Annotated in this window: 23 protein-coding genes; 5 read left to right on the forward strand and 18 right to left on the reverse strand. The window is 63.6% G+C overall.

Translation table 11 applies throughout. The annotated features are described in order from the left end of the window. Positions 1–182: 182 nt before the first annotated feature. Genes EN857_RS20640 through EN857_RS20660 form a run of 5 tightly spaced genes read right to left on the reverse strand, consistent with a single transcriptional unit; the run spans position 183 to position 3889 of the window. Complete coding sequence (locus tag EN857_RS20640) at positions 183–971, reverse strand: FadR/GntR family transcriptional regulator (RefSeq protein WP_187331365.1); 789 nt, start codon at positions 969–971, stop codon at positions 183–185. A gap of 50 nt (positions 972–1021) precedes the next feature. Beyond that, positions 1022–1369 carry a RidA family protein gene (locus tag EN857_RS20645; protein ID WP_135859097.1) on the reverse strand — a complete coding sequence of 116 codons (348 nt, stop codon included), beginning with the start codon at positions 1367–1369 and terminating at the stop codon, positions 1022–1024. Between the two features lie 13 nt (positions 1370–1382). Beyond that, positions 1383–2189 (reverse strand): SDR family oxidoreductase, encoded by an 807-nt coding sequence (locus EN857_RS20650; RefSeq protein WP_135859099.1) that lies wholly within the window; start codon positions 2187–2189, stop codon positions 1383–1385. Then, complete coding sequence (locus tag EN857_RS20655; protein WP_135859101.1) at positions 2182–2994, reverse strand: shikimate dehydrogenase; 813 nt, start codon at positions 2992–2994, stop codon at positions 2182–2184. Before EN857_RS20655 ends, EN857_RS20650 begins: the two co-directional genes overlap by 8 nt. Positions 2995–2998: 4 nt before the next feature. After that, positions 2999–3889 (reverse strand): 2-hydroxy-3-oxopropionate reductase, encoded by an 891-nt coding sequence (locus EN857_RS20660; protein WP_135859103.1) that lies wholly within the window; start codon positions 3887–3889, stop codon positions 2999–3001. A gap of 112 nt (positions 3890–4001) precedes the next feature. Between EN857_RS20660 and EN857_RS20665 the strand changes: the two genes are divergently transcribed. Next, entirely contained in the window at positions 4002–4766 is a 765-nt protein-coding gene (locus tag EN857_RS20665; RefSeq protein ID WP_135859105.1) for an aldolase/citrate lyase family protein, read from the forward strand. A gap of 9 nt (positions 4767–4775) precedes the next feature. Continuing rightward, entirely contained in the window at positions 4776–5993 is a 1218-nt protein-coding gene (locus EN857_RS20670; RefSeq protein ID WP_135859107.1) for an FAD-dependent oxidoreductase, read from the forward strand. 77 nt (positions 5994–6070) lie between these two features. Here EN857_RS20670 and EN857_RS20675 read toward each other — a convergent pair whose 3' ends face one another. The 3 genes from EN857_RS20675 to EN857_RS20685 form a co-directional block, all read right to left on the reverse strand. Further along, a complete protein-coding gene (locus EN857_RS20675; RefSeq protein WP_135859109.1) occupies positions 6071–9640 on the reverse strand; it encodes a CHASE domain-containing protein in 3570 nt (1189 codons plus the stop codon). Between the two features lie 184 nt (positions 9641–9824). Continuing rightward, positions 9825–10571 carry a GGDEF domain-containing protein gene (locus EN857_RS20680; RefSeq protein WP_245494766.1) on the reverse strand — a complete coding sequence of 249 codons (747 nt, stop codon included), beginning with the start codon at positions 10569–10571 and terminating at the stop codon, positions 9825–9827. Positions 10572–10791: 220 nt separating this feature from the next. Further along, positions 10792–11496, reverse strand: coding sequence for a thermonuclease family protein (locus EN857_RS20685; RefSeq protein ID WP_135859111.1), 705 nt, complete (start codon positions 11494–11496; stop codon positions 10792–10794). A gap of 233 nt (positions 11497–11729) precedes the next feature. On the opposite strand from EN857_RS20685, the gene EN857_RS20690 reads away from it, so the two are divergent. Further along, on the forward strand, positions 11730–12266 hold the full coding sequence (locus EN857_RS20690) for a hypothetical protein (RefSeq protein ID WP_135859113.1): 537 nt from the start codon (positions 11730–11732) through the stop codon (positions 12264–12266). Between the two features lie 36 nt (positions 12267–12302). On the opposite strand, the gene EN857_RS20695 is transcribed toward EN857_RS20690, so the two are convergent. The 10 genes from EN857_RS20695 to EN857_RS20740 all read right to left on the reverse strand — a co-directional run bounded on the left by EN857_RS20695 (position 12303) and on the right by EN857_RS20740 (position 20509). Beyond that, entirely contained in the window at positions 12303–12860 is a 558-nt protein-coding gene (locus EN857_RS20695) for a hypothetical protein (protein WP_245511339.1), read from the reverse strand. A 2-nt stretch (positions 12861–12862) separates the two neighbouring features. Then, positions 12863–13447, reverse strand: coding sequence for a L,D-transpeptidase (locus EN857_RS20700; RefSeq protein WP_135859117.1), 585 nt, complete (start codon positions 13445–13447; stop codon positions 12863–12865). Next, positions 13434–14597, reverse strand: a complete 1164-nt coding sequence (locus EN857_RS20705) for an AAA family ATPase (protein ID WP_135859119.1) — start codon at positions 14595–14597, stop codon at positions 13434–13436. The genes EN857_RS20700 and EN857_RS20705 overlap by 14 nt, the downstream gene beginning before the upstream one ends. Continuing rightward, complete coding sequence (locus tag EN857_RS20710) at positions 14594–15235, reverse strand: TadE/TadG family type IV pilus assembly protein (RefSeq protein WP_135859248.1); 642 nt, start codon at positions 15233–15235, stop codon at positions 14594–14596. Before EN857_RS20710 ends, EN857_RS20705 begins: the two co-directional genes overlap by 4 nt. A 2-nt stretch (positions 15236–15237) precedes the next feature. Then, complete coding sequence (locus EN857_RS20715) at positions 15238–15762, reverse strand: TadE/TadG family type IV pilus assembly protein (RefSeq protein ID WP_135859121.1); 525 nt, start codon at positions 15760–15762, stop codon at positions 15238–15240. Positions 15763–15767: 5 nt separating this feature from the next. Continuing rightward, positions 15768–17321, reverse strand: coding sequence for a pilus assembly protein TadG-related protein (locus EN857_RS20720; protein ID WP_135859123.1), 1554 nt, complete (start codon positions 17319–17321; stop codon positions 15768–15770). A 63-nt stretch (positions 17322–17384) separates the two neighbouring features. Beyond that, positions 17385–17684, reverse strand: a complete 300-nt coding sequence (locus EN857_RS20725) for a hypothetical protein (RefSeq protein ID WP_135859125.1) — start codon at positions 17682–17684, stop codon at positions 17385–17387. Further along, positions 17671–19116, reverse strand: coding sequence for a type II and III secretion system protein family protein (locus EN857_RS20730; protein WP_135859127.1), 1446 nt, complete (start codon positions 19114–19116; stop codon positions 17671–17673). The genes EN857_RS20725 and EN857_RS20730 overlap by 14 nt, the downstream gene beginning before the upstream one ends. 54 nt (positions 19117–19170) lie before the next feature. Then, the gene (gene cpaB / locus EN857_RS20735; protein WP_135859129.1) at positions 19171–20211 is read right to left on the reverse strand and encodes a Flp pilus assembly protein CpaB; all 1041 of its coding nucleotides are present in this window, start codon (positions 20209–20211) and stop codon (positions 19171–19173) included. Between the two features lie 79 nt (positions 20212–20290). Then, on the reverse strand, positions 20291–20509 hold the full coding sequence (locus EN857_RS20740; RefSeq protein ID WP_135859131.1) for a Flp family type IVb pilin: 219 nt from the start codon (positions 20507–20509) through the stop codon (positions 20291–20293). 521 nt (positions 20510–21030) lie between these two features. Between EN857_RS20740 and EN857_RS20745 the strand changes: the two genes are divergently transcribed. Beyond that, on the forward strand, positions 21031–22416 hold the full coding sequence (locus EN857_RS20745) for a CpaF family protein (RefSeq protein WP_135859133.1): 1386 nt from the start codon (positions 21031–21033) through the stop codon (positions 22414–22416). Beyond that, positions 22416–23387 carry a type II secretion system F family protein gene (locus EN857_RS20750; protein ID WP_135859134.1) on the forward strand — a complete coding sequence of 324 codons (972 nt, stop codon included), beginning with the start codon at positions 22416–22418 and terminating at the stop codon, positions 23385–23387. Before EN857_RS20745 ends, EN857_RS20750 begins: the two co-directional genes overlap by 1 nt. Positions 23388–23393: the final 6 nt, after the last annotated feature.

The following is a 23393-nucleotide window of genomic DNA, read 5'->3' on the forward strand; positions in this document are numbered from 1 at the left end:
CCTTTTTGGCGGCTGGAATATTCCAATGCGCTTGCGCGGCCGCGAAACCTGCAAACCCAAGCAAAGTAAAGCTTTCAGCGCGTGAAGCTGGGCTTTCGGTCGCCAATCGAGCAAAAACATGGCTTTCGCGAACGCCCGGCCGGCCGTGCTCGGCGAATGCGCGGCGCGTCGACGGCGGGGGCCTATCCGGCCGTCGGCATGGGCTTGTTCATTTCGGTGAACAGCGAGGCCGCGGCCGCCTTCTGCTCGGCGTCCGTCGCCTCGACGCCCGAGGCCCGGGCGAGCGCGCGCACCCGGCCGAGACTGTTGTGCAGGTGCTTGCGCATGGCCTGGCGGGCTGCGCGGCCGTCCTGTCGTTCGATGGCATCGACGATAGCCTTGTGCTCATTGTGGATGCGCGCGTAGTAGCTGTCCTTGAGTTCGGGCTCGACCACGTAGCCGAGCTGGAAGCGCGGCACGATCATCGGCCGGAGATAGGCAAGGAAGCCGTGGATGAATTCATTGCGCGCGGCCTTGGCGATCGCCAGGTGGAAATCATAGTCGTAGTGGATCTGGACGACGGCCGGATCCGCCTGCTGGGCGTCGACCTGTTCCATCACGGCCCGGATCGCGCCCGCCTCGGCGTCGCTCCGCCGTTCGGCGCAGAGCCCGGCGGACTCCACCTCGACGCTCAGCCTGAGTTCGAGCAGGGCGATGGTTTCCGGCAAGGTCCTCAACGCCTCGTCGGGGATCGAGAAATTGCGCGGCGCCGGCGTTTCGCTGACGAACATGCCGCGTCCCTGCTGCGGCACCACCATGCCTTCGGAGCGCAGCCGAGCCACCGCCTCCCGCACCACGGTGCGGCTGACGTCGTATTCGGCGCACAGCTCCGCCTCGGTCGGCAGTTGCGCGCCAGGCAGCAGCCGTCCGGAACGGATCTTTTCAGACAGGCTCTCCGCCACCACGGTGGAAAGCGGCTTGCGCTTCGTCATCAATATCCCTCCCGCCAGATTCGGGATGATGCCCGAACCGGCAAGACCATTCAAACCGCCGCGGTCACGATCAGCTCGACCAGCATGCCGGGCCTGGCCATCCGTCCCTCGCCGGAAGAGCGCGCCGGCGCATGCTCCTTCGGCACCCAGGCGTCCCAGACCGTGTTGACCTCGTCGAAGTCGCGGACGTCGTCGAGCCACATCTGGACGTGAAGGATGCGGCTCTTGTCGGTGCCGGCCTTGGCAAGCAGCGCATCGATCTTGCCGAGCACCTCGTGCATCTGGTCGGCCGCGGACTGGCCGGGTTGGGCGACCTGGCCGGTGAGATAGAGCGTGCCGTTGTGGATGACACCGTGGTGGATGCGGGTGTCGAAGTCGAAGCGCTGGATATCGCCCACTGGATTGTCCTTGTCAGATTGCCGGGGTCTGCCGGATGGGGTTGCCTTGCAAATATTGCGCATAGGGCGCCTGGACGAGCCAGCCAGCGTCGACGGGCAGGGTGACGCCGGTGATCGACGCGGCGCGGTCGGAGCAGAGGAACAGCGCGGCCTCGGCGACGTCGCGCGGCTCGACGAAGCGGCGCAGCGCGGTGGTGGCCTGGATGGCTTCAGGGTTGCGCTCGCCCTTGGCGATTTTCGCCTTCAGCCCGTCCGACAGCGTGTAGCCCGGGGCCACGGCGTTCACCCGAACTCCATGCGGCCCAAGCTCGGCCGCGAGGATCTGCGTCAATGCCATCACCGCGTGCTTTCCTGGCGTGTAGGCCGGCAGCGACAATGGCGCGAAGGAGGCGAGCGAGCCGACATTGAGGATGGCGCCGCGCCCGGCAGCCGACATCGACCGGCCGAACACCTGGCAACCGAGCAGCGTGCCGCGGTAGTTGATCCGCCACATCTTCTCGTCTTCGTCGAGGTCCTGGTCGAGGACATGCTTGCCGCTCTGCAGGATGCCGGCGCAGTTGACCACGGCATGCGGCGTGCCGAAAGTTTTCACGACGGCTTGCGCCAGCGCCTCGACGGAGGCGGGATCGGCGACGTCGGTTTGGACGAACAGGGCGCGCGGCGCGCCCCCGCTCTCGCAGGCGCCAGCCGTTTCCTTGCCCCGTTCGACATCCCTGCCGGCGACGACCACCTGATAGCCCTCCTCGGCGAAGCGCAGCGCGATGGCGCGTCCGATGCCGGAGGTGCCGCCGATCACGACGGCCGTCGGTGTCTCAACCATGGCCGCGGTCCTTGCGCTCGATGTCGAAGAATTCGGCCATGGCTTCGACCTGGAAATCCATCATCGGGCGCCCGGGCTGGATGCGGCAGCCGATCTCTTTCGCCGCCTTGAGCAGCGCCGTCTCGGCCGGCTCCATGATGATGTCGACCACCGTCATTTCCGGCGTCAGCTTGCTCACATCCATAGGCAGCGGGTCGCTTGCCTTGAGCCCGGACGGCGTCGCGTTGATCGCCATGTCCATGCCGGACGGATCGGGCTGGCCGATCTCGATGCGGCACTTCGGAAACGCCTTGCCGACCAACGCTGCAAGTTTCCCGGCCCGATCCTTGTCGATGTCGGTTAGCCGGATTTCCGCCGCGCCTTCTTCGGCCAGGCAGTAGGTGAGCGATGCGCCGGCGCCACCGGCGCCGACCTGGAGGATGCGCCGGCCGGCGATCTGGTGCCCACCCGCCTTCAGCCCATCGATGAAGCCGACGCCGTCGAAATTGTCGGCGTACCAGGTGCCGTCCGCTTGCCTGCGCACGGAATTGGCGCTCTGCACCCGCGCCGCGCGGTCGTGGGCGGCCGCGCATTTATGGTAGACCGGGACCTTGTACGGCACAGAGATGATCACGCCGCGGATGTTCTCGGCCGCCGTTATGCCGGCCCAGAAGGTGTCGAAATCTTCCGGACGGCAGCTCAGCGGCACCATCAGGCTGTCGAGCCCCTTCTGCTCGAAGATCTCGTTGAACATGCCGGGGCTCTTCGCATGGCCCACGGGATGTGCCAGCATCACGAAAACATCGGCCTTGCCAGTACCGCGCATCGGTTCATTCCTTTCCGTTTGACAGTTCATGGGCGCTGAGGATCTCGAGCGCCTGGACGAGGGATGAGTGGTCGGCCTCCGCGCCGCCTGCTCGGGCCGAACAGGCGTTCATCAGTTGCTGCGCGGCCGCCGTGTTCGGCAGGACCACGCCAAGCGCGCGGGCGCTTTCCAGCGCCAGATTGAGGTCCTTCTGGTGCAGCCGGATGCGGAAGCCCGGCGCGAAGGTCCGGGCGATCATGCGCTCGCCATGCACTTCGAGCACGCGCGACGAGGCGAATCCGCCCATCAGCGCGCTGCGCACCTTGGCGGGGTCGCACCCGGCCTTGCTGGCAAAGACCAGCGCTTCGGCGACCGCCTCGATGTTGAGCGCGACGATGATCTGGTTGGCGATCTTGCAGGTCTGGCCGGCGCCGTTCTGCTCGCCGATCAGGGTGATGTTCTTGCCAAGCTTCTCAAGGATCGGCAGCGCCCTCTCGAACTCGGCGGCCGGCCCGCCGACCATGATGGTGAGGCTCGCCGCCTTGGCGCCGACCTCACCGCCCGAGACCGGCGCATCGAGATAGCCTGCACCTGCCTGCCGTATCTTCGCCGCGAAGTCCGCCGTGGCGATCGGGCTGATCGAGCTCATGTCGATCACGAGCTTGCCGGCCGCGAGTCCGTCCAGCACGCCGTCCCGCCCAAGCAGCACGCGTTCCACGTCGGGCGTGTCGGGCAGCATGGTCACGATGATCTCGGACATCCGCGCGACTTCGGCCGCGGAGGCCACGACCGATGCGTTGAGGTCCTTCGGCAGAGGCGAGCGGTTGAGCACGGTGGCGATCTCATGCCCGGCGTCGGCGAGATGGCGCGCCATTGGCGCTCCCATGACGCCAAGTCCAATGAAACCGATCTTCATTTTCAACTCCCTTGCGAACCCGCGCGAACTGGCCTTGCAGCCAAAGTTAGCCATATGATATAGGACATCATACAAATTTCAATGCACCTTCTTTCCTGGAGACGATCGCAAAATGCAAGAGCGCGTCAATTCGCTGAAGGCAGCCGTAACGGCCGCCCGGGCTCACATCGGCATCTGGTGCTCGCTGGCCTCGGCCCTCACCACCGAGATCGTCGCCGGCTCCGGAACCGGCTGGGTCCTGATCGACGGCGAGCACAGCCCAAACGATCTGCGCAGCATCATGGCGCAGCTTCAGGTGATAGGCGGCTTCGACAGCGAGGCGGTGGTGCGGCTGCCCTCCGACGACGCCAACCTGATCAAGCAGGCAATGGACATCGGCGCTCGCAGCCTGATGATCCCCAACGTGCGGACGGCCGCGCAGGCGCGCGCCATCGTTGCCGCGATGACCTATGCGCCGGGCGGCATCCGCGGCTTTTCCGTCGGTCACCGCGCCAATGCTTTCGGCCGCATCGCCGGCTATCATGCAAATGCGCGCGCCCAGCAGCTTCTTGCCGTGCAGATCGAGGATGAATCCGGCGTCGCCAATGCCGCCGCGATTGCTGCGGTCGACGGCGTCGACGTCCTCTTCGTCGGTCCCGGCGACCTCTCGACCAATATGGGCGCGATGGGCAATCCCAACGCCCCCCATGTGCAGGAAGCGATCGCCTCGGTGCGCAAGGCGGCAGCGTCGGCAGGCAAGGCCAGCGGCATTCTGGCGCCTGCCAAGGCCGATGCCGACCGCTATCTTGCCGACGGCTTCACCATGGTGGCTGTCGGGTCGGACCTTGGCTTGCTTGCGCGGGGCTCCGATGCCCTGATCGCTTCCTTCAGGCAGTAGGGAAGAATCATGGCGATCCCTCCCTACAAGGCCCCCTCGCGCACGGCCTACGACATCGTCATCGTCGGCGGCGCGGTTATCGGTTCGTCGACGGCCTACTGGCTGACCCAGGCGCTGGGCAGCGGCGCCTCGATCCTCGTGGTCGAGCGCGACTCGAGCTACGAGTTCTCCTCGACCGCGCTTTCCACCAGCGCCATCCGCCAGCAATATTCCAATCCGATCAACGTCAAGATCAGCCAGTTCGGCATCGAGATCATCCGCGGCTTCCAGGAGCGCATGGCGCCCTTCTACAAGGACGAGCCGGCGCCCGACCTCGGCTTTCGCGAGCACGGCTATCTCTACTGCTGCTCGCCCGAGGGCGTGGACGCGGCGCGCGAGCGGGTCGAGCTGCAGCGCAGCCTTGGCGCCCACACCGTCTTCCTCGAGCCGGGTCCGCTGAAGGAGCGTTTCCCCTGGCTCAATGTAGAGGATCTCGGCGGCGGATCCTGGGGCTCGCGGGAAGAGGGCTGGTTCGATTCCATGGGCATGATGAACGGCTTCCGCCGCGCCGCTCGCGCCAGCGGCGTCGAATACATCGACAACGCCGCGACCGGACTGGATCTCGCCGATGGGCGGGTTGTTTCAGTCCGCCTCGCGACCGGCCAGACGGTCGCCTGTGGAACCCTGGTCAACGCCGCCGGCCCGCGCGCGCAGCAGGTCGCGGCGATGGCCGGCCTGTCGATCCCGGTGGCGCCCTACAAACGCTACAGCTTCGTCTTCGCCAGCGCCAATCCGATCCCCGGCCGAATGCCCAACGTCATTGACCTCTCGGGCACTTTCGTGCGTCCGGAAGGCGAACTCTTCCTCACCGGCAACACGCCGCAGGGCGACGGACCGGCCGACTACGACGACTTCGAAATGCACTTCGAGGAGTTCGACGACCATATCTGGCCGGCGCTGTGGCACCGCATTCCGGCTTTCGACGCGCTGAAGGTCCAGACCAACTGGACCGGTCACTACGAATACAACATGCTCGACCACAACGGCATCGTCGGCTTCCACCCGGAGGTGAGGAACTTCATGTTCGCCAACGGCTTCTCTGGGCACGGCCTGCAGCAGTCGCCGGCCGTCGGCCGGGCGGTGTCGGAGCTCATCGTCCACGGCGCCTTCCAGACGCTCGACCTGTCGCCCTTCTGCTACGAGCGCATTCCGCGCAACGAACCTTTCCTGGAAGAAGCGGTGATCTGAGCCCGGCTGCGCCGAACGGGCTCCGCGATGAAGGTCCGCACGAATGGCCGACGGGGTATGGTCCGAGGACCAGCCTGTCAGGCAGCGGATTTGAGCGCCTCGATCTTGCTCAGGACTGCGTCACGCGCGCGTTCGTAGCGTTGCAGGGCGGGCGTCAGGTCGGCGCCATCGATGCAGCACGTCTCAATGTCGCGGCACAGATCGGACAGTGTTTCGAAGCCGAGCATGCCCGATGACGAGACCAGCGAATGGGCATCTCTCTGGACGACGTCCCGCTCGATGGCGTCAGGCGCGATCGACACGAGCCGGGTTCTGAGCACGTCGGCCAGCTTGTCGAGCAGCTGGTTCACCCTGTTCTTGCCGAGCACTTTTGCCAGGTTTCCGAAGACGTCGGCATTGAAGACGCCGTCCCGATCGGCGGTCGCACCCGGTTCGTCGGCGCCTCGGTTAGGTCTGCCGCCGGTGTTGCGGACGATCGCCGCCAGCAATTCGGGCTGCTTGAAAGGCTTTCCGACGTGATCGGTCATGCCGGCGGCCCACAACTCGGAGAGCTGGAACGGCAGCACATTGGCGGTCAACGCGACAATCGGGATGTCCCGGACCGGGGAATTCAGCTCCCGGATATGCCGGGTTGCGGTCAGCCCATCCATGACTGGCATCTGAACGTCCATCAGCACGACATCGTAGCTCCGGTTCTGCACGGCTGCGACTGCTTCCGTGCCGTCAACCGCGACATCGACCTCATGGCCGTGAGCCCGAAGCACCGCACAAGCTATGTCGCGGTTGATCTCCATGTCCTCGACCAGCAGTATCCGGGCCGGTGCCGTCGTCTCGTTCATCGCCTGGGCAAACCGTGAAGGTTCGGCGTCCGCGGCGGCCTCGGGAAGTGCGACTTCGAACCAGAACAGTGAACCCTCCCCGGCGGTGCTCTCAACGCCTATCCGTCCCCCCATCAGTTCGACAAGGCGCTTCGAGATCGCCAGTCCGAGACCGCTGCCGCCAAATTCACGACGGACCGATCCGTCAACCTGCGAGAAGCGCTGGAACAGACGGTCCTGCTGTTCGGCCGGAATGCCGATGCCGGTGTCGCGGACGGCAAAGCGCAGCCCGATAGAGCCGGCGCCGGCATCGCCGATGCGGTCGACGGCCAGGGTCACGCTTCCCGTGGCGGTGAATTTCACGGCATTGTTCAGAAGGTTGAGCAGCACCTGCCTCAGCCGGTCCTGATCACCGACCAGGTTCGGCGGCAAGGTCGGGTCGATCCGCCGCACCATTGCCAGGCCCTTGCGTGCCGCGATGCCGTTGACGATCGAGAGCGTATTGTCGATCAAGGCACCGAGCGTGAACGGATGAGCGTCGATTTCGATCTGACCGGCTTCGATTCTGGAGAAGTCGAGAATATCGTTGACGACGGTAAGCAGCGCCGCGGCCGACGTCCCGATGCGCTCGGCGTAGCGTCTGTTCTGCTCGGACAGTTCCTTCGAGGAAAGCAGAAGATCGCCATAGCCGATCACGCCGTTGAGCGGGGTGCGGATTTCATGGCTCATCGTGGCGAGGAAGGCCGTCTTGGCTTCGCTCGCCTGCTCGGCATTCGTCTTGGCGATCTCTGCTTCCGCCTTGGCAAGCTTGAGCTCTTCGGCTCTTTCCTGCTGAAGCGTGACATCGCGCTCTGTAACGACCAGCTCGGTGGGAGTTCCCGCTTTGTCGCGCACCAGCTGCAGGGTGATCTCCGCCTGCACCCAGTCATCGTCCTTGCGGTGCAGCGTGAACACGCCTTTCGATTCGCCTATTTCGCCTCGTGCCAGCTTTGCGTACTCGGCCTGGAGGCGGGACCGCTGCTTCGGGTGAACGTCGGAAAATGCGTTCGAGTTCTGAAGCTCCTCCGGCGTGTAGCCGAGAAGCCGCATGCAGGCAGGCGAGGTGTAGAGCCGTGTCCCGTCGAAGGCGACGCGGCTGATCATGTCCGAGCTGTTTTCCGCCAGGAGCCGGTAGAGCGCTTCACGCTCGGCCAGTTCGCTTGTCTTGCGATCAACCAGTACTTTGACGGTTTCGGCACGGCGTGCGAACAGGAACAGCAACGCGCCAAACAGCGCAGTGAAGACGATGCCGCTGCAAAGCACGAGCAGCGGCTCCTGGCTGGCGACGCTGTGCTCGAACGCGGGCGTGCTGTGCCAAGACAGCGTCCAGCGCTGCTGCATCACGTCGACCTGCTTTCGTATCGAAAACACAGGCGCGGACGCAGTCTCGTCGGGTTCGCTGCTGTGGTAGATCAATGCTTCGGCGTCCTCGCTGTCGCCGTCATAGACGTGCAATGCCAGCGAGCGGTCTTCGCTTGTGGTCAGCCCGCTCATGAATTTCTGCGCGACGAACGGGGCATAGATCCAACCGGTCAGGGCGGCGCGACGCTCGTCGACCGTATTGAGCGGCACGTTCTTGCGATACATGGGATGGAGCAGGATGAAGCCGTTGCTCTTCGTCTGGTCCTGCACCAGCACGATGCGTTTGGTGATGGCCGGCTGGCCGGTGTCGCGCGATAGCGTTGCCCCCTCCAGACGATTGCTTTCGAACGCGATGTTCAGTCCGAGGGCCGGGCGGTTCGGTGCCAGCGGCTCGATATAGGTGATGACAAAGCGAGGTCCGCCGGGAACATCGGGATGGATGGTGAACGGGGGCTGCGTCATTTGAGCCCGCAGAAGGAAGTCCGCTACCTTTTCCACCGGAACGTTTTCGATGTAGCCGATGCCGTTGACGCCGGGCATGCTGCGCTTGAGGTCGAGGACCTCGACATAGGAGCGCCATTCCTCGGCGCTGACGTAGCTCGACCCTTCGAAGAAGCCGACGCCCCCAACCAGGGCCTGGTCGTAGGACGCCAGGCGGTGCATCAGCGCCTGCTCGTTCTCGATCGCCATCGAGGCGAAGATCGCGCTGTTGCGGTCATAGATGAACTGGTTGCTTGCCTTCCAGCCGTAGAACGTCAGCCCGAGGGGCAAAAGCAGCAGCAGTATCGCAGCAACCGGCAGTGCGCCGAGCGGCGCGCCACGCCAGGTAAGCCGGCGCTTGGCGCCGGGGGCAACGAGCACGATCGGCAAGAAGATGACGATACCGAGGACGTCGCCGCTCCACCATGTCAGCCAGTTGTGTACCACGCCAGCGTACGGAACGACTCCGGCGACATACAGCGAAGCCACACCGACCGAGGGGGCGACGATACAGCTGATCGGAGCGGCTGCGAGGAACAGCGCGATGATATCGCGGATGCCTCTGAGATCGATCGGTAGCCCGACCGCCCGGCTGACCAGCCAGCGGGCGACCAGCGCCTGCACGGTCGAGCCGCCGGCAATCGCGGCCGCTACAGCCAGTTTGTCGAGCGCCCACCCGGTTTCAGCCGAATAGCCGCCGCCGATCACGGCGTTGAGCACCAGCGAGCCGATGAATATCCCCGGCCAAAGTGAGCGCCCATAGGCAAGCAATGCCCCGACCGCGATGCCGGATGCCGGCCAGATGATCGTCGCGTAGCCGGGCGGCACGGCCAGAAGCAGCCCCAGTTGTCCAGTCAGGTAATACAGGGCCGCAACGGCGACGATCCTGGCCAGCGCATGCGACAGCAGCCGTTGCATGGGGTGAAGAACCATCACCAGGCGCGACATGGTTCGCTCACGAACAAGAAGATCGCCCCGACATCCGGCGGTGCGTTACGAAATGATCCGCTCATTCCTGCGACAGCACGCACATTCGTAAGCCAACCCGACGGGATCAGAATTCGGCAGATCGCTGCATCGATCCCGCAGAGATTGCGCCGAACCCGTCAACGTCCGATTAATGCTGCGGTCTTCAGCTGCTCAGATGCGACAGTTCCAGCCCGGTCTGTGAGGCCGACAGGCGTTCTTCCGCCGACCGGAACATATCCTCGAAGGCCAGCTCGTGCTCGAACACGACGCCGCCGACCTGCACGGCGAGCACGTCCTCGGTTCCCTTGGGCGCGAAATAGACGTCGCGCACCCGAGCCTTGATGCGTTCGCCGATCTCCTTGGCGTCCTTTTCGGTCGCGCCAGGCAAAAAGACGCCGAACATCGAGGTGCCGATGCGGCCGACGAGATCCTCCTTGCGAACCGACGACTGGATCGTCGAGGCGATGAGCCGCAGCGCCTCGTCGCCCCATTCCAGGCCGAAGCGCAGGTTGAGGGACTTGAGATGCTCGGGATGGATGACCAGGAAGGCGCCAGAGCGCGGCCCGGCCTCCGAGGTCTTCGCGGCCCGTCTGTCCACCATCGAGGTGAAAACCGGTCCGTTCAAGCAGCCGGTCAGCCTGTCATAGGTCGCCGACCGGTTGAGCTCCTGCCGGTAGCGGCGGATCTCGGCCTGTTTCGATCCGAGCAGCAGGAACAGCGGCAGGCCGATGGCCAGCGGCAGCAGCGTTGCCGTGATCACGCTGCGCGCGAACGGCGTCAGCGCCTCGCTGAACAAAAGCAGATAGTTGAGGCCGAGCGAAAGGATGAGGCAGCCGGCCGTCCCCAGCACCGTCAGCCACGCAACATCTTTCCAGCTTTGGGTAGAGGGGGTCGCTGTCGGTTTGGTCACTGGCCAATCTCCTGTCCGATGCGCTGGCATAAGGCCGGTGTGTTGCAATTTCGGTTTCGACGACCGCTACAATTTGATGCATGCGGGCGGAATGGCCATCAAATCGGCCCGTGCCGGCAAAGGCTGCACCGCAAGGGTTAACAAAACAGATATCGAAGGTGGCAGTCGGCGCGGGCCTGACGGCCAGCCTGGAGCGAGCCGATCGGCAGCGGTCCCGCGCCTATCGAGGCGGCCCGAACATGCCCATCTCGGCGCTCCTGGCCGTTGCCTCGGCCTTGCCGTAGATGCCGCCGGGCAGCGCCGTGGCCCAGCCGTTGGAGACCAGCCAGGCGCCGACGTCCTGTTTGCCGAGCTTGCAGGGCGCGGCGATGGCGAAGCGGTCGACATCCGGCGGCACGAAGCATTTCAGCGCCCGCCCGCGCAGCCAGGCGTTGAAGGCCGCCCGCGCGCGCTGGCCGCACGGCCAGGCGACCTCGCGAAAGGAACAGCTCCTGTCGGGGTCGATGGCGAGCGTGCCGCTGATCGCCACCGTCCGGCCCATCGCCTCGAAGATCGCCGACGAGGTGGCGATCGGCCTATAGAGCAGCATCTCGCGCCAGTCGCCCGGCATCGGCGTCTTCGGCCAGTATGCAAGACCGAGTTCGCCAAGCGGCGGGCGGGCCTGGATCCGTTCGATCCGGGTCGCATCGAGTTCGGGCGGCGCGATGAGATCCTGCGCGATCTTGCGCGCCGGCTGCCGCGGTCCGGCATCGAACATGGGTGGCGCCGTCGTCGCTGGCTGGCTTCCGGAGTCCAATGCCGACGTCTGCCGGTCAACCCCAATCAAGGCGCCGGCCTGCAGGATCAGCAAGACCCCGGCCAGGAGTTCGACACCTCCCAACGCGATCGCCAGGCGAGACCTTGCCGCGGACACTATGCCGCTCATCGGCGGCGTCCCGGCCATCGCCGTCGAACAAAAGGCCGACCTGGCAACCAGCTTGAGCGCACCCCTTCAACCCCCGATGAAACGGCTCCGGCCATCCGACCCGCCGCATTGGCGTCCGGCAGAGCAGCATAGCACGCGCGCGAAGGATGCCGAAGCAGGCGCCCCGTTAAGCTTCGTTAATCCTTGCGAAATCTCTGTTGCCTATTGTGGCCCCGGAATTTGTCGAGGACGACATGAAGCGCAAACCGATACTGCTCTTTGCTTTCCCGGCTCTCATGCTGCTCATCCTGGCGGGCGAGCGGGCGGCGACGTTCCTGCTCGGCACCTATCCCGCCAGCCCGACGATGTGGCGGATCTGGCTGGAGCTGCGGCCCCTGGCGACCATGTTCTGGCAGCAGGTCGATCTCTATGCGGGCGCTTCGATCGCGCTGGACGCAGCCATGCTGGCCACCGCCGCGATTGTCTGCTGGATGGCATGCCGGGCGAGGGGATCGGCCGCCTTCTTCCTGGCCAACCATGCCACTCTTCTGTTTGCCGGGCTGATGATTGCCGCCGGCAGCCATTCGGAAACGGCGAGCACGATTGCCGCCTTCACCGCGCCCAGCGGCATTCCATTCTCGCTGGCGATCGACTTCACCCTGAAGAACAGTCTGGTGCTGTGCCTGGGTTTGGCGGCATGTGCCTATTGCCACGTCGCCTTCCTCAACGAAGCCAGGCAGCGCGGCGAAGCCCGGGCTATTCGAATTCTCGCGCTGCGGCGGGATTTCTAGGCCTTCGGCCTCGATCGCCCGGAACGCTCGGCAATATCAGTTGATCTTGCGGTAGTAGACCTTGCCGTCCGCCTGCTGGATGCGCTGGTAGGCAGGGTTCGGGGCAGGCGGCGGTGCCCGCTTCCTCAGCGGGGGCATTTCGACGGATCCTGGGTCCGCCGTGTTTTCAGCAAAGGCCGACGGCTCCGTCTCCGTGCTGGCCGGGGCGAACGCGGGCTCGGGCGCGCTCGCCATCGGTTCGTCGCCGACTGGCCGGCTCTGGCCCAGCCGGGCGATACCGCCATTGACCTCGTTGAACTTCGCCTGCAGCTGGTCGTCGAGTTTTTCGAACCGGCTCTGGAACCCGTTGTTGACGGTATCGAGGCGAGCACTGATGCGCTGCTCGAACTGGCCGAGCTGCTCCAGCCGCGCTTCCACGGTGCGCAGGTCGTTGATGCCGCGATAGAGGTAGACGGCGGCCGTCAGGTTCACCGCCGTGACCACAGCGGCGCCAGCCACGACAAGGCCGATGGTGCCTTTGCGGCTTGGCTTGCCGACGGCCACTTCTTCCCGCGGGCCGAGTTCGATCGCCGGCATCTCCGGGTCGCTGATCATAGTCATTCCACCACCACCTTTGCGCCCACCGCGACGCGCTTGAAGAGGTCGATCACATCGGTATTGGTCAGGCGAAAGCAGCCTGACGTGCCGTCGAAGCCGACACCCTTGGGATCGTTGGTGCCGTGTATGCGGTACAGCGTATCGCGCCCGTCCCGCAAGAGATAGAGTGCGCGCGCGCCGAGCGGATTGTAGGGGCCGGCGGGCACCATGTCCGGCAATCCCGGCTGGCGGGCGCGCATTTCCTTGGGCGGCCGCCATTCGGGCCATTCGGTCTTCGCCCCGACCTTGACCGTTCCGGTCCAGCCGAAGCCGTCCCGGCCGACGCTGATCTGGTAGCGCAGCGCCTGGCCTTGCCGCGTCACCAGGTAGAGCGCCTTCTCATCCTTGCGGATGATGATCGTGCCGGGCTGCTCAGGAGTCTGGAAGGCGACCGTCTTCTTCAGGCTGGGTCCCATGGCCGGCAGCGGCGGCCGGTCTGCGAGGGCGGAGCGCGCCTCGGCGAGCGGCAGGCCGGACACAAGCGCCGTCACGGCGATGCAGGCGCCGACGAAGGCACGGATGATGTGCGGCCTAGCGGCCGGCATCGCTGAGCCGTTCCTTGAACATCAGCTTCAAATCCTTGTTGAAGCGCGCCCGCCCGTCCACTTCGGAAGGCAGGATGGCGCGATTCAGCGCGTCGGTCAAAAGCGCATTGTCGAGCGCGACGGATTTGATGTGCGGCGCCTTGAAGATCTTCTCCAGCTCGCTGCGCGAGAAGTGGTTTCCGAACCATTTGCGCTTGTGCTTGTTGGCGACCAGCGTGATGCTGACCTGGTTGCCGCGCAGCTCGCGGATCTTCTTGTAGAGCCGCTTGCCTTGCCTGAGCGAGGCGACGTTGAGCTCGAAGACGATGAAGATCTCGTCGCTCGTCGAAAGCACCGAGCTGTGCCAGGGCGTTTCGATGTTCGGCAGGTCGATGACGATGTCGTCGAAGCGGTAAGCGACGAGATCGAGAAGACGCAGCACGAAATCGGCGCCTCGCGGCTCGAACGGCAGCTCCGGCCGCTCGAAGGAGTAGAGCGTGAGACCCGACGGGCGCGAAAGCTTGATGACGTCCATCAATTCGACATCGAGCCTCTCCGGCTGGCCGATGATGCCCGAGAGGTCGAACTGGTTGAACTGGTTGAGATAGGCGCCGCAATTGGCGCTCTGGAAATCGAGATCGACCAGGCAGGTCGAGGCGGCGCGCTCGGACGACTTCGAGGCCAGGTATTCCGCCGCCGACAGCGCAAGCGTGGTGGCGCCGGCGCCGCCGCTGGCGGCGATGAAGGTGATGATCCGGCTCTTGGTGCCCTGGTTGCCGGTGTCGTGGAAGGTGACGGCGTTGAGCAGCTCCTTGGCGTCGAGCGGCTTGTGCAGCCAGTCCGAGGCGTTCATGCGCACCAGCACGCGCGTCTGCTCCGACGTCAGCTCGTCGGAAATCGCGATCAGCGGCACCGAGGCCCATTTGGAGCGCGCCTCGACGATGCCCGGCTGGCCGAGCAGCTCGCCATTGGCAAGATCGAGGATGACAATGCCGGGACGTGTATCGGCAGGCGGCCCCTTGAGGAATTCGGCTGTCTCCGAGACTTGGACATCATAGATCGCCAGCGCGTCGAGCCGTGTCGCCACATCGCGCTTAAACTGCGGATCCGACGAGAACAGGGCGACCTGCTTTCGTCTGGTAGGAAGGACCTTGGTGTTGATAGCGTTCATGGTGACGTGCTCTTCAAATCTTCGCCCGTAACCGTGCTGAGCATGGAGGGCATGGCCTTGTCGGCATACAACCAGCTCAGGAAGAAGAACTGGAAGGTGATGTTACGAAGGTTGACGGTGATTGTCGGCACCGGTCCGCCGAGCCGTGTCTGGTAGCCGAGACCGCTTGCTGCATAGGTGATGACAACATCGCTACGCCGCAGGCCGGGGAAGAAGTGGCACATGCCGGGCCGCATGGTGAGTCGCTGCGCCGCGGTGATTGTCGGACACTCGTCATCGTTGGTGTTCGCCGTGTCGCCGCGAAAGATGCGGCTGAAATTGGCGGCGCTGAAGCTGCCGCTGTTGCTGCAGGTGCCGGTCCCGGCGGTGTAGCCGCAGACGAACGGTCCATAGGCGCCAGCGACCACCGGCGCGCCCGGACTGGAGATTGGGCCCGCCGTCGTAAGCGCCGTTGCGACCGGGTCGGAAATCGATGCCAGCCGCGCGCCTATCTGCACGGCCTTGGTCGCGGCATTCCATTGGTAGAGCGCGTAGCCGAAATCGACGAAGCCGAGGACCAGCGTGAAAAGCAACACGGAGACGATGGACATTTCCACCATTGTCGCGCCGTCTTCTGATTTTGCGAAACGCCTGATCATCATCAGAACCGGGTGAACCGCTCCTCGTGGAAATCGGTCAGTGTCATCGGACTGATGCCAAGCAGAGACAGCATGCCGATGCCGGCATAGGCATAGGTGCCGGCAGCCCTGACGATGCAGACCTGGGAAGTGGTGGACCGATACCGCGTAACGCCAGCAACCACTGCGTCATGGCAGGAGCCGCTGGCGGCAATGGTTATGGTCACGTTTGCCTTTGCCCACCCCGCGACACGTGGGTTGCCGGTTCCCGCCGCGTTGCCGAAGACGGCGATGTTGGCGGCGACATCGGCGCAGTCGATGGCAAGTCCGGCACTGGTGTAGAGCGCGCTGTTGCAGCGTGCGGCAAAACGCGCCCCGTCGTCCAGGCCCGCTTCCATCAACAGCTTCTTGTGGATGAGATTGCCGAACTCGTACACGCCCGCCGACAGCAGCAGCATCAGCGGCGCGATCACGGCCATCTCGACAAACGCCGTGCCGCGCTGGCAGCGGCGGAAGCGGCTGACGATGCGGGATAGCCTGCTCGACATCGCCGTCACCGATAGAGCTGGGGTTCGTCGCGCAGGAAATTGTCGAGCGTTCCCTGCCCACCGCGACCTGTAATATCGACGAGCTCGACAAAAACCGAGCCGCCCTGCGATGCACCCGGAACAGGCTCCGACAGGAAGAAACTGGCAAAAGCTTCGACCGGAAGGTTGGTGCTGTTGCCGTTGAGGTTGTTCCCCGCCGCCTGCAGTGCCTGGCAGTTGAGGATCGCACCGTAGATCAGCCGGCGATCGATTGTTGTCACCGGCGCTAGGCAGGCGCTCGGCGGTGTTCCTACCTCGCCGCCTGCCGAAGCCTGGCCGACCAGATTGTTGGCGATCTCGTATTTATAGACCTCGTAGCGGGTCGGCTTGGTCGTATTCCAGGACGATGGGTAGCTGGTGGAGCCGAAATTGGTGCTCCAGTAGGTGGAGAAGTTCCAGTCTCCGTCGCCCATCCGGCCGCCCATATAGGGCGTGGTGGCATCCCGGGGCAGGCCCATGTTGCCTGTCTCGTTGAACGTCAACTGGTTGTAGGAGGGACACTGATTTCCGCCCCCGTTTCCATTGCCATTGCCATTGCCGCCCGTCGATGCTCCCTTCCGGACATTCGCGGCAGGCCCGTATTCCGCGCTGTTGAAGGCGTTGCCATTCGCATTGATTCCGAAGCGGACATTGAAGGCATCCTGAACCGGCCCGTTGTTCTGGCCGGTCTTGGTGCTGACGCCCCCCGCGGAATAACAGCCAAGGGGGGTTGACGTAGCAATCGTCTGCGCAAGCCCCTGTGCGCCATTGCCGACGCTGTCCGGGGGTGCAAGGAAGCCGAAATTGCCTGGCCCGTAGGCGGCATTGTTGCCCACCAGCCGCAGTTCGATCAGCCGGCGACGGACCGCCTCACTGGCGACGGCCTGTTCGAGCGTGACCCCACCGGCGGAATTGGTGCCGTTCACCATCTCGTATGGATTGCACATGAAGACGGGCGTGTAATTGCAGACGCCGGAGTTGAAGCCGGCCACGGCGACGGCGCCGACGTTGAAGCCGTCGCTGGCGCCCGCTGTTATGAAGGACGCCGGGAAGATCGCGGCAAAGCCGGTGGGGGTGACAGTTACCTGGATGAAACGCGTTTGCGGCTCTCCGACAGAGGGGGTGCTGTCGGCCAGATATGTATTTTGATTGGTCGGCGTTATTATGGTTCCGTCATTGGCGGGAATGGCTTTGAGAAAGCACCAGGAGATGCTTCCGGCGCTGTTGCAGCGTTGCGTGCCTCCCTGCTGGACAGCCGTCAGTGGCCCCCTGCCGGCCGTTGAGAAATTGCTTTCGTTTCTGACCAGCGTCTCCATGGCGCGCTCGGCGCGCGCCCATGAACCGGTCCTTCCGTCCAATTCCGCCGCGGCGGCGAGCGCGAAGGCATCGGCGCCCTTCTGCAAATCATTGTGCAGATTGTTGACCCGGCTCATATCGATCGCCAGCAACGAGAAGCCGATGATCGCCGGTAGCATGACGCTGACGAGGATCAGCGCTAACCCTCTCTGATCGTGCCAGAACGCGCGAATACTTCGCAACATGGCCCTACCCCTTACCCCTTCACGCCAAGCCCCTCGAATGCCCGGCGCACCGCATCCTTCTGCTCAATTCGCTCCGTTGGTCACACCCGAAGTGCCGACATTGACAGTCATGTTCGTCGTTGGCGCCGGTGGCGGCGGAACTCTGTAGCTTCTGATCACGCCGACGCCGCGCTCGCCGTCGCCTTCGATTTTCGTGTTGTTCGAAGCCGGATTGTATGGGTCGACCGTCTGCAGCAGCGAATTGAATTTCTGCGTATCGCCGGCCGCCAGCGTCACCGAATCGTAGTTGTTCAGATAGTCTGCGGCGCAGCCTGTCAGCAGGCCGGTGCACAGAACGACGAGCAAGAGCTTATTTCTTGACATAGAGCATCTTGTCCTTCGATTTCACGTCGAGCATGTGGCCATAAGGGCCGGTGACGCCTTCGCCGTGTTCATACTGGCGGATCATGTCCTTGTTCACCTCGAGCTGGCCGAGGATGAAGAACTCCGGATCATTGGCCGGCCGCGTCTTGTCGAACGGCGTCGCCAATTGCTCGCTGGGCTTTGTCGGCCGCACGAGATGCGGGGTGACGACAACGACCAGCTCTGTCTCTTCCTTCTGATTGCTCGAATTGCGGAACAGCGCGCCGATGACCGGCACCTGGCCGAGCCACGGCACCTGGTTCTGCAGCTTGGTGGTCTTGCTCGACAGAAGTCCGCCGACGGCGAAACTCTGGCCGTCACGCAGCTCGACGACCGTCGACAGTTTGCGGTTGGTGAAGATCGGATCGCCGGCTGAGGTGAAGCCGGTGAGGTCGCTCACTTCCGGCGCCAGCTTGATATGGATCTTGCTGTCGTCCATCACGACAGGCGTGAACAACAGATTGACGCCGAATTGCTTGAATTCGATCTGGATATTGCCATCAGTGCCGATGCTGCGGATCGGGACTTCGCCGCCGGCGTTGAAGCTGGCCGACTCACCGGACAAGGTGGTGAGATTGGGTTCAGCCAGCGTGCGCACCACACCCTTGGCCTCGAGCGCTTCGATGATCAGGTCGACCTTGATGTTGCTGTCGATGACGCGGGTGATCAGTGCCGCGAAGGGATTGGTGTTCGAGAGCAGGCCGCTGAGCAGGTCCCCGGGTCCCAGCACCACACCGTCTTCGTCGACGGCCGCAATGCCCGTCCCGGTGCGGCTCGTGCCGCTGCCATTTGTGCTCCTGATCGATACGCCGAGGTCGCGGCCGGCGTTGCGCTTGGCCTCCAGCACGCGCACTTCCAGATTGACCTGCTGGCTGTCGTCGATGGTCACGGAGTTGATAATGGCGTCGGGGCCATACTGCTGGGCGACGTCCATGATGGAGGCCAGCGTCGCGGCATCCTTGACATGACCGGCCAGCCTGATCTTGCCGTTGATCGAGCCGATTTCGATGCGCGCGCGAGGCGCCACCTGGCGGATTGCCGCGGCCATGTCGCTGACATCTTGACCGACCTCGACCTGGAGCGTGCCCAGCGAGCGCTTGTCTTCGGAGAAAAGGTTGACGGTTGTGGTGCCAACACCCTTGCCGATGACATAGAGCGTCTTGTCGGTCATCGGCTGGGCGTCGGCGATCTTCTCGTCGCCCACGACAATGTCGCCAAGGGTGGAGTTCACCTGGATCGTCACCGACTGCGACACCGGCACGAAGATGCGATGGATAGTCGGGTTCGACACATCGATGCTGCGGTCGGCGGCATGGGCCACGGGACTGAGCGGCAGCAATGCGCAGGACAATGCGAAAGCGGCAGCCGCCAGTGGTCTCCGGTACACACGCATCTACGCTAACCCCCCTGCCGGCTGATTCGGAGTGTCGATCCTAATGCGCCGGCGTCATTTTTGTCGCGGCACATCGTATGTTTCGAGTTTTATACCTCGAAATACGCCGATTGTCGCCCGCGCCGGCGGTTCCGGCTGCACGTATTTGACCTCTTCCTTGACAATTTCCTTCACTTGCGGCGCAGATGCCACAGCTGGCGCCGGCTTGACCTTGCTCAAATCGTCGATTTTGCTGTCCACCCGTTCGACGGCCTTGGCGAGCCCGGCGAGCTTGTCGTCGGCGCGTTTGCGATCGGCCGCGGCCGCGGCGTCAGCCGCTGCCTGCTTGGCGAGTTCAGCCTGCCTGGTGGCGACGTCGTTCGGCGTGTCGCCGGTCAGGTCAGAAAGCGTGACACGCTCGGTCGTCTCGCCTTTGTTGGCCGCCGCCTGGCGCAGCGCCAGCGACAACTGCCCAGCACCTGCGGCGAGCGTCAGCTTCTGCGCGTCCTTGGTGCTGACTTCGACGGTCACGGCCTTGGCCACCGTCGGGCTCTCCTTGCTCTCGTCAGCAACCTGGTCGATAGCGAGCACCTTTATGCTCTGCAGCAGCACATCGACAAAACTCTTGTCCGCCCCGCCATCGGCACGCACCGTGCGGGTCAACAATATATCGACACGGTCGCCCGGAAACACAAAGCCGGCGACGCCGAGCACGTCGTTGACACGAATGGAAACAGCTTTCATGCCCTCGCCGAGCACCGCCGAAAGCGTGGCGCGCTGACCGGGGCCGGTGATCTTGGTGGCGAGAACGGGCTCGTTGGCGCCGATCGCCTGCAATGCCTGCTTCGAACCTTCGCCGGCCAGGATCTCTTTCGTAGTCTTGAAGGCGCCGGCCGGAACCGCGCCCGCGGGCCATGCGATTTCGCGCAATTTGTCGGCCGACAGCGTGTCGCCGAATTTCAACGGCACTGCCGCTACCACCACAGTGTCGCGTTGTATGCCATTCGCCTCGGCCAGCGCATTGCGCTGACTGGCCAGCCAGATGTTGACAAGCACTACCGCCAGGACGCCGAACACGCCGGCGAGGACGATCATGATCAAAGTGTTGGCGCGCATTTACCCCAAGCCCCAATTCGCCCGCTGCGATGAGACTCAGGCCCGGATCGATCGATCCGGGCCTGAGTAGTATAAGTAATCAGGTGCCGACGCCCGTTCCGCCGTTGCAGGAACCGATCGGCGAGTTGTCCAGCGCGGTGCAGAGACCGGTGAAACGACCGGTAACCCAGCCGCCGATCGCAAGAATTGCCATGATCGCCAAAGCGGCGATGATGCCGACCAGGATGGAATATTCGACCATAGCAGCGCCGTTATCGTCGTCGCGGAACTGCCGGGCCATCGTCATGAGCTTTTTCATGCCAATTTCTCCCTTTGGAGGTTGAACCCGACGAGACGAGCTAAGGATGAACCCCATACCCAAGCATCCCCCGTCGACTTCGATCTAAGTCCCGGCAAAAAGCAGAGTCAAACGGGATTAACAGTTCCTTAACCTTCGAATACCTGAACGGAAGCCAGTTTAATTTTAGCAAGGGCTTGATTCGATTAATTTTTCGAGCGCCCTTAACCATTCGTTCACAATCTCGCGCCCCCCATCTCGGTAGCCTCATCATATTAGAGTATGTGCATAGTCCTTTATATGTAACGGTTTACCGGGGGTCCACAGCGAGGGAATCGCACGTTGCAGGGCGAAACGTTTCGTGAGGCGGGAATAGAGGTGTGCTCCAGGATGCACAGTCTTAAAATAAAACGATTTTTTTGGGGACTCGTCTTAACTATGTTGCAAGTATTCGATCCTCGCGGCCCCGCTCGGCGCTTGTGCCCCTGGTGGTTAACGCTTAGTTTCCAACCTGAGGGAAGTTTGCTGGGGGCTTGGGTCATATGCTGGGGCGCTTCATCAAGGGACCGAGTGAGCAGCGGGCGTCGCAGCCTGTGGCCGTCGTGGCGACATCGAATGGAGCGGCAGTCGCTCCGGCGCCGGATGCCGAAATGCAGGGCGACGATTTTCTCGATCTCAAGGTCGAACTGCATCGCCATCTCATCGACCGGTTCAATCTAACCGCCCTCGAAAACGCCTCCAAGGACGAAATCCTGGACGAGATCCGGCCAATCGTGCGCGAGTTCGTTCGCCACCGAAACGTTCCGCTGAACGCCCGCGAGCTCGATCAGTTGACCAGCGACACGGCCGACGAGATGCTTGGCCTGGGGCCGATCGAACCGCTGCTGAAAGACGATTCGATCGCGGACATCCTGATCAACACCCACAATCGCGTCTTCATCGAGCGTCGCGGCGTGCTCGAGGAAACCAAGATCCGTTTCCGCGACGAGGCGCATCTGCTGCGCGTCATCAACAAGATCGTCTCGGCTATCGGCCGTCGCGTCGATGAATCGGCGCCGATGGTCGATGCGCGCCTGGACGACGGCTCGCGCGTCAACATCGCGGTGCGGCCGATCTCCGTGGATGGCCCGCTGGTGTCGATCCGCAAATTCTCCAAGCATCCTTATTCACTGGAGCGGCTGATCGCGTTCAATTCCATCCGGCCGCCGATGGTCGACATGCTGCGGATCGCAGTGCAGGCGCGCAAGTCGATCCTGGTTTCCGGCGGCACCGGCAGCGGCAAGACGACCTTGCTCAACGCGCTATCGAGCTACATTCCGAGCAAGGAGCGCCTGGTCACCATCGAGGATGCGGCGGAACTGCAACTGCAGCAGCCGCATGTCGGCCGGCTGGAGACGCGCCCGCCCAATGTCGAGGGCAAGGGCGAGGTCCGCCAGCGCGAGCTGGTCAAGAATGCGCTTCGCATGCGGCCCGACCGCATCATCGTCGGCGAGGTTCGTGGCGAGGAAGCCTTCGACATGCTGCAGGCCATGAACACCGGTCACGAAGGCTCGATGACCACCATCCATGCCAACACGCCGCGTGATGCGCTGTCTCGCCTGGAACAGATGGTCGGCATGGCCGGCATGCCGATGACCCACGAATCCATTCGCGCGCAGATCGCTTCGGCCATTGACATCATCGTGCAGACGCAACGGCTTTCCGACGGCGGCAGGCGGGTCATTTCCATATCGGAACTGACCGGCATGGAGGGCAATGTCGTCCAGCTCCAGGAGATCTATCATTTCGTCCGCCGGGAGGTCACTTCGGACGGACAGATTGTCGGTGAGTTTCGCGCCACCGGTGTCCGACCGCGGTTCGCCCAGGAAGCCGCAACGCTCGGGCACCACTTCGGCAAGGATGCATTCAATCCGCAGGTGCCGCTCTAATGCCGACCAGTCAAACGCTGCTCTATTTTATCTATGTGCTCGCGGCTGCGTCGGTGATCCTTGCCGCCGAGTCTCTCTATTTGTCTTACGCGTCGCGGCGAGTGAAAGCTGGCGTCATCAACCGGCGTCTATCGCGCCTGGCGGAAGAAGCGCCGGCCGAAAAGACCTTGCAAGGTCTCCTCCGGGAGCGCGGCTTGACTGAGTCCGGAGACTTCAGCTTCGGTATGGTCGCCTTGAACCGGCTCTACACGCAGTCGGGCATCACCGGCAGTCCCCTGGCTTTCGCCGTAATGTTCGTCCTCGCAGGGTTGGTGCTCGCCTTGATGCTGAAACTGGTCCTCGGCCTCTCGACTGTCGCGGCGGTGATCATTTTTCTGCTGGTGGGCTTTGTATTGCCGCTTCTCGTTCTTCGGCGCGCCCGTAACAAGCGCGTCCAGAAGTTCGCCAGGCAGTTGCCGGACGCCCTCGACATGATCGTGCGATCGCTGCGCGCCGGGCATCCAGCTTCGGTAGCGATAGCGCTGGTCGCGCGCGAGATGCCTGATCCGCTCGGCACCGAATTCGGCATCGTCTCCGACGAAATCACCTTCGGCCTCAGCCTCGAAAACGCCGTTCGAAAACTTTCGCAGCGGGTAGGCTACGAAGGTCTTCACCTGCTTTCGGTATCCCTTTCCATTCAGTCCAAGACGGGCGGCAACCTGACCGAGATTCTCTCCAATCTCTCATCGGTGTTGCGCGAGAGGCAGAAGCTCCGGCTGAAGATTAGAGCGCTCTCTTCCGAGGGACGAATGTCGGCATGGGTCATCTCGCTATTCCCCGTGGTTATGTTCATTATCCTCCAGTTCGCTGCCCCGGCCTACTACGGCAACGTCTGGAACAATCCGATCATCACGCCGGTGTTCTTGATTTTCGGGGCGTGGGCGCTTCTCGGCGACTTCGTCATGTATCGCATGGTCAATTTCGACTTCTGAGGAGCG

The sequence above is a fragment of the Mesorhizobium sp. M4B.F.Ca.ET.214.01.1.1 genome (genome assembly GCF_004791545.1).
Taxonomy (GTDB): domain Bacteria; phylum Pseudomonadota; class Alphaproteobacteria; order Rhizobiales; family Rhizobiaceae; genus Mesorhizobium; species Mesorhizobium abyssinicae.